The organism is Propionivibrio sp., assembly GCF_049316945.1.
Lineage (GTDB): Bacteria > Pseudomonadota > Gammaproteobacteria > Burkholderiales > Rhodocyclaceae > Propionivibrio.
In genome coordinates this window covers 1-7479 of the sequence record NZ_JBMOJE010000179.1, presented here as the reverse complement: position 1 = coordinate 7479, position 7479 = coordinate 1, and the positions used below count along the sequence as shown (strand labels likewise).

At 59.8% G+C, this 7479-nt stretch carries 3 protein-coding genes; all 3 read right to left on the bottom strand.

Annotated features, from left to right (window positions below; all coding sequences use genetic code 11):
* Positions 1-345: 345 nt before the first annotated feature.
* The gene (locus ACOYNV_RS24260; protein WP_422902384.1) at positions 346-3429 is read right to left on the bottom strand and encodes an EAL domain-containing protein; all 3084 of its coding nucleotides are present in this window, start codon (positions 3427-3429) and stop codon (positions 346-348) included.
* On the bottom strand, positions 3426-6131 hold the full coding sequence (locus ACOYNV_RS24255; protein ID WP_422902383.1) for a chemotaxis protein CheB: 2706 nt from the start codon (positions 6129-6131) through the stop codon (positions 3426-3428). Before ACOYNV_RS24255 ends, ACOYNV_RS24260 begins: the two co-directional genes overlap by 4 nt.
* A gap of 166 nt (positions 6132-6297) precedes the next feature.
* A complete protein-coding gene (locus tag ACOYNV_RS24250; protein WP_422902382.1) occupies positions 6298-6516 on the bottom strand; it encodes a DUF2934 domain-containing protein in 219 nt (72 codons plus the stop codon).
* Positions 6517-7479: the final 963 nt, after the last annotated feature.

Here is a 7479-nt window from a genome sequence, read left to right as displayed (position 1 = left end):
CATGAAAACATTGCAAGCCATTGTTTTTACGCTGTGTTCGCCGTCCCTCTGCAGGGAGGCTTCGCGCTGCCGCCGTGGTTAAACAGAGTTTTCTGGGTTTAATCCTTAAAACCGCAGTTGGAAGTGACGCCAAAGTCGCAGGCCCTCATCCCCGACCCTTCTCCCGGCTCTGCATTCCATTCGGTCACAGGGAGAAGGGTGCGAACCCTTACCAAATGGCGTTCTACAAGGCTACAGGCTGCAAAGCCAATAAACACGCCATTCTTCCGACTAATAGCTTGTAGATTGCCTATCCATGCGGCTCACAGGGGATGTAACTGACGAGGATTGCAGAAATGGTTTGGTCTAGACCGGGCAAAGCCCTGTTGACTGCGGCTCATTTTCCGAAAGCAGGCCATTCAACCGCTCAATCAAGGCATCACGCAGGGCATGGAGTTCGGGCAGCCGCACCAGCGCCTCCGCCGTCCGGCCCCGGGCATGAAGCTCCAGCAACTCCCCCGCCAGCGCATGCACCTGGCGGTGCGCTGGTTCGATAGTCTGCAAAGCGGCTTGCGCGCCAGGTCGGACCCGGCCCTCGGTCTCCAGCCAGCGTCCGAAGCGGCACTGCTTGATGGCCATGGGCAGCAGACCTTCGCGCTGGCCCTTCAGGTAATCCTCCAGGGCCACAATCCAGACGCGGTGCTCGGCGCTGGCAAAGAGCAGGGGCAGATCGTTGCGGTCGACGGCAGACCGATCGGACCAGGCCGGATCGGGGTGCCAGGTCGCCGCCCAGTCGGGCAAATCCTGAGCCGGCATCGGGCGCGCGATGCCATAACCCTGGGCCAGTTCACAGCCGAGTTGCAGCAGCATGGCGCCATGTTCCCGAGTCTCCACGCCTTCGGCGATAACCTGGCGGCGAAAGGCGGTGGCCAGGTTGAGCACGCCCTCCAGAATGGCCAGATCATCCGGGTCGTCGAGCATGTCGCGCACGAAACTCTGGTCGATCTTGAGCTGGTTGACGGCCAGGCGCTTCAGATAGGTCAGCGAGGAATAGCCGGTGCCAAAGTCATCGAGGGCGAACATCACCCCGATTTCCCGGCAGGCCTCGATCACCTTGGAGACCCGCGGCAGGTCTTGCAGTGCGCTGGTTTCCAGCACTTCCAGTTCCAGGTCTTCCGGCCTGACTTCCGGATGCGCGGCCAGCAGGGCGCGCAAGCGCTCGACGAAGTCGGCTTGCTGCAACTGGCGGGCGCCGATATTGACGCTGACCGGAATGTACAACCCGCAGGACTGCCAGACCGACATCTGGTTGAGGGCGCTATCGATCACCCACTCGCCGAGTTCGACCGCCAGCTGGTGATTCTCGATCACCGGCAAGAACTCTGCCGGCAGCAGCAGACCGTTTTCCGGGTGTTGCCAGCGGATCAGCGCCTCGGCGCCGATCAACTCGCCGTTGCGCACATTCACCTTGGGCTGGTAATAAAGCACGAATTCGCGCGCCGCCAGCGCGCGGCGGATGTGCTCAAGGCTTTCGTGATGGCTGCGCACGCTGCGATCCATTTCGGCATCGAAAACGTGATAGCGGTTCCTGCCGGACAGCTTGGCCTCGTACATGGCCTGGTCGGCCTGGCGCAACAGCAGATCCGGTTCGACTTCTTCCGCCTGCGGGTAGAAGGTAACGCCGATGCTGGCCGAGACCTGCAGGGTGAGATGGCCAACGTGCACCGGTTGCGCTGCGGCAGTGAGCAAACGGCCAAGCAACTCCACACTGGCGGCTATATCGGCCATGTCAAGCAACACGGCAACGAATTCATCGCCGCCGATGCGCGCCAGGGTGTCGCCGTCGCGCAGGGATTGCTTCATGCGGGTGGCCACGATAACCAGCAACTGGTCGCCGACTTCATGCCCGTAGTTGTCGTTGACGGCCTTGAAGCCATCGAGGTCGATATAGGCCACAATCAGCCGTTGTTCGCGGCGTATGTCCTGCGCCATGGCCTGCGCCAGCCGGTCGGACAGCAGCACGCGGTTGGGCAGATCGGTCAGCACGTCATGGTGGGCGATATGTTCGAGATGCTTTTCGTGCTCCTTGAGCACGGTGATGTCGGAGAACAGCGCCACGTACCGCAAGGTCTTGCCCTCGGCATCGCGCACGGCGCTGATGGTTTGCATCACGACAAACAGCTCGCCGTCCCTGCGCCGGTTCCAGACCTCCCCCCGCCAATGGCCATTCTCGACCAGAGCGCGCCACATCGCCGCGTAGAACGTATCGTCCTGCCGGCCAGAGCTGAGGAGGCTCGGGTTCTGGCCCACGGCTTCATCGCGGCGGTAGCCGGTGATGCCGGTGAAGGCCTCATTGACATCAATGATCGTGCCATCGGCAGCGGCGATAATGATGCCTTCGCGGGCATGGCTGAACACGCTGGCGGCGAGCTTGAGCTGTTCTTCGGCCTGCTTGCGCTCGGTGATATCGGTGTGCGAGATGACGGCGCCGTCTCCGGCCTGCGGCCCCAGAGGCATGGCGACCATCGAGAACCAGCGTTGCTGGAGCGCGGAATGGCAAGTGTAGTCGAAGCTGTAGCTGGCAATTATGCCATCCAGAACCGCCCGTATGCCCTCGCCGACGTTCGCTGCACCTTCAGCAGACGGCGAACCGGGGACAGGCTGGCAGACGGCCAGGTAATTGGTGCCGACGCCGGTACGCGTCGCAGCCGTGCCGGGGCCGCCGCCATTTTCCAGAGAAAAACGCTGCCAGCGTTCATTGACCGCCTGAATGACCCCGTGGCGATCAATCACGGCAATTTCGGCGGGCACGGAATTCAGGATGGAGTCCTTGAAAGCTTCGCGCGCCTTGATGATTTTTTCGGCTTGCTTGCGCACGGTGATGTCGGTCAGGGTAATTCGAAAACCATAGACCGGCGGCGCGTGCAGTGTTCCTGGCCGCGCCTGCGGGTCACCTGCTCCGGCTTCATGGCGCATGCAGTTCAACCCGGTCGGCAAGGCCCCGCCATCGCCGCGCTGCAATTCCAGATCAACAGAACTCAGTCCGTCGTGTTCTTTCGTCGCCAGCAGATGCCGGGCCCAGCGCCCCCGGTCTTCAAGCTTGACGAAAGAGGAGAAGCGTTTATTCCTCAGGTTCGAGCGCTCCACCCCCAGCATCGTAGTGGCGGCGAGATTGACCTTCGAGATCAGGCCGTCGGGGGTCAGGGTGAGATAGCCAACCGGGGCGAAGTCGTACAGTTCGGTGTAGAGGGCGAGCGTCGTTTCCAGTTCCGAGCGAATCTTTTGCAACTCGGCGTTCTGTATTTCCAGCTCGATCTGATGCACCTGCAACTCTTGCACCAGACGCGGCATGTCTTCAGGCAGGACAGCGGCCCCGCTGGGCCGCCCCCTTCCTTTCAGCTTGGCTTCGGCGGCGCGGCGCAGCTTGACATCTGCATCCTGTTTGCTCATGAGGCGTCCCTTGTGCTGTCGCCAAGGGTCCGCAATTGCGCTTCCAGGTGCTTGGCCAGGGTAATGTCGTTGAACGTCAGGACGACGCCCGCGATGAGATTTTCCAGGGTGCGGTAAGGCATGATCTTCACCTGGAACCAGCGCCCTTCGCTGGCAGCGATTTCCTTGTCGGAGAAGGCCAGGGTGCGCAGCACCTCCCTGGCGTCTTCCAGCAAATCGGGATAGTCGAGGTCGTTGACGATGTCCGACAGCGGCCGGCCGACATCGCCCGGAATAAGCTTGAACAGCCGCGTGGCCTGGCCGGTGAAGCGCCGCAGGTGCAGGGTCAGATCGAGGAAAATGCTCGCCAGGTCGGTGCTGTTGAGCAGGTTATTCATGTCATTGTTGGCATTCGACAGTTCTTCCAGCTTCGATTGCATTTCGACATTCACCGACTGCAGTTCCTCGTTGAGGGACTGCATTTCCTCCTTGGAGGTGCTTAGCTCCTCGTTGGTCGACTGCAGTTCCTCATTGGTCGATTGCATTTCCTCGTTGGTCGATTTGAGCTCTTCCTGCGACGTCTGCATTTCCTCGTGCATGCTCTGCAAGTCCTGGTGCGCCTGGGCCAGCGCCTGCTCCAGCTTGGCTACGCGCTGGTTAGCGCGCGGATGCGCTTTGCCGTTGGCGTCCGGCGGTGGCGACGCGGCGGCAACCTCGTTGAACACCACCATGGTCATGCCGCGCAGGGTGGCCGGTTCGGCGATCGGCTGTATCGTAATATCCGCCACCTGGGTGCCGCCGTCGGACTCAATGTGAACATTGTGGCAGACCATGCGCTCGCCGCTGCGCTGCGCCTGCGGCAGAGCGATGGCCAGCTCATGGCGCAACCCCTTGCGCGCCATGGCGTGAATGTTCCAGTTGGCCTTGCCGGCGGCGGGCTCCAGATACTTGCCGGTACGCCCGCTGAAGAAGAGCAGATCGCCGAAACTATTGACCAGCACAGCCGCGGGCGAAAACTGTTGCAGCAGCAATTGCTCGGCGTTGCTTTGCAGATTGGTGCTGGTCGAATCGGGCAGGTTTGGTATCAAGGCTCCGCCTTTGGTCGACAAATAGCGTGAGGGGAAGTCAAGATCGTAGAGCGGCGAGGTGTTGCTGCGCCGAAACAGGCGTGCAGCACTATCGATCGGCAGGAACAGATCGCTCAAGCCGCCAATCGACTCGGAGTTGCCGAGCAACAGGATGCCGCCAGGCTTAAGGCTGTAGTGGAACAGCGGCAGCAGCTTCTTTTGCAGCTCGGCGCCAAGGTAGATCAGCAGGTTGCGGCAGGTCAGGATGTCCAGCTTGGTGAACGGCGGGTCCATGATCACGTTCTGTTGCGCGAACACCAACATCTCGCGGATATCCTTGCTGACCCGGAAGCCTTTGCCCTCCCCTTCATCAACAAAGAAACGCTTCAGTCGCTCCTCCGAGACGTCGGTGGCGATATTGGCCGGGTACACCCCCAGCCGCGCCCTCTCGATGGCATCGGCGTCAAGGTCGGTGGCGAAGATCTGCAGCGTAAAGCGACCTGGCGGATTGAGCTTTTCCTGCACTTCGCGGAAGGTGATGGCCAGCGAATAGGCTTCCTCGCCCGTCGAACAGCCGACGACCCAGGCACGAAACGCTGCACCCGTCGGGTGGGCGGCGAGCAGTTCGGGCAGAACCTGATCCTGCAGACAGACCCAGGGCTGCGTGTCGCGGAAAAAGCGGGTGACGCCGATCAGCAGTTCCTTGAACAGCAGATCGAGTTCCTGCGGGTTCTCGCGCAGGTAACGCACGTAGTCGGCGATGCTGGCGATCTGATGAATCGCCATGCGACGCTCGATGCGCCGATAGATGGAACTCTTTTTGTAGAGTGAAAAATCGTGGGTCGAGCGTTCGCGCAGCAGGATGCAGACCTTGTCAAAGGCGCTGGTCAGCGTCACCACCTCGTCCTGTTCGGGCAGGTGATCGGAGGCGGAGGCGGAGGCGGAGGCGGAGGCGGAGGCGGAGGCGGAGGCGGAGGCGGCATACTTGAGGAAATCGATGATGCGCAACGGCAGTTCCGCCGCGGCGGCGATGATGTCAACCTGCCCGGTGTAGATGGCGCTGCGTGGCATGCTGTCGAACTTGGCCAGGGCCGGGTCCTGGACCAGTACCAGGCCGCCTTTCTCCTTGATGGCGCGCAGGCCGAGCGTACCGTCCGAACCCATGCCGGAGAGGATGACAGCAATGGCTTTTTCGCCCTGGTCTTCGGCCAGCGCACGGAAGAAAAAGTCGATCGGCAGACGCAGTCCACGCGGCGCCACCGGTTCGAGCAAGTACAGGCAGCCATGCAGAATCGACAAATCCCGGTTGGGCGGGATTACATATACGCAGCCCGACTTGACCCGCAAGCGGTCTTTCGCCTGCTCGACCGGCATCAGGGTGGCGCGCTGCAGCAATTCCGGCATGATGCCCTTGTGGTTGGGATCAAGATGCTGAATGACAACGAATGCCATCTCAACACCCACCGGACAATGGCTAAAAAATTCCTCAAGCGCTTCAAGGCCACCCGCCGAGGCGCCAACGGCGACAATCGGGAAAGCGGCTTTAGCCTGGCTGGCGCCAGTCTCGACGACCGCGTCGGTTAACTCAGACGGCGCGCTCTCGCCCGGCTTGGCCGGAGCGGCTTTGGCTTTCTTCACTTGTGCAGGCTTGACCATAAAACCTCCAGGGCAGGATTGAACTGATTTAGATTTCCGCCCTTATTTTAGCCCGCAATTTCATGAATTTCATCATGCAAATCAAAATCTGCATGCCTGCAATGAACGGCCACTCAAACGGCCAGCGAACGTCGGGGTAGCCGGCCGGTCAATGGCTGCGGCGCAGCTACCCTTTTATCTCGGCTTCGCCTTTGAACCAGTCTGCCCAATCGTGTCCGGGCTCGAAATTGCGCCGTTTGGCGTGGTAAAACGCGGCTTCCGCAATCCTTTGCTGGAAATCGTCATTGCCTGACAGTGATCCTCTTTCTTCTGACCGGTGCTCTTGCCACTCCATTAAAATTGCATTGCCTACGGGATTGTTCTCAGACTCACTACGGGTTTTCATTTCAATCTCCTGATGGAACCATCAACACGCCCTGAACGGTCATGGCTCTGTTTGGCATCCAGAATCATGAGGGCCCTGCCCGTTTCCCTCACCCCTCACCCGGAGGGCGAGCATGGATTCAAGACTCGCTGGCGCGACTTTCACGTTAACTACGCGACAATAAAACACGCATGCCGGTCAGCGCGCATGGGTTTTTTGCGAATAATCTTTATTACTTTAGTTATACACTATTATTAAATCAAGGTGCTTTTCCATACGATTTTCCATACAACCCGGCCTGTCCGGTTGCTGGTCAGGAGGTCTGTTGCCGCAGTCATGCCGGACGAGAGCCGAGGAGTTGAGCATGCTCACTTGGCTGGATCAGATTGAGTCGCCCATGCCAATCGCCAGCATTTACGGGCTTCTTTAGGCACGATGCCGTGGCAGCCAATGTTCATGCGGCCTCCACGGCATGCTATCCATAGAACGCCTATTTACGCGCTTCGCAGCCCCATGCGAGATTCCATCATGATTAACCGGGTATCCGGAATCCGTGATTGACTTTCTGTTGTGCGGTGCAACATCTATGTTACTTTAGGCTGCTAACTATTTTGACCGGCGGCAATCGGCCAGAAGCGGCCGTAGAAGCCTTCGAAAATCGATGTGCATCAACGGCTGGTAACTCATCAGATACCGGCCGTTCGACCTTGTTGGCTGTCAGCCATCTCCTCGGCCTGAGCAGCCATTCAGGGCTTGCTGCTTGAAGGCCGCACCTCGGCGCATTGCGTTAACCTTGGGACCCACGCTGCCGATTTTGACGGCACCAGACTGAAGAGGCTGAAATCTTTTCCCAGAGCGGTTCTACCGACCGATCAGGTGGGTTAAGTAATAGCGCATAACCGAAGTGGAACGAATCTTGCTGATCTGGTTGAAATCCCCTGGAGAGGCAAGCGATGACGGACAAGATACCTAAACGAAACCTAT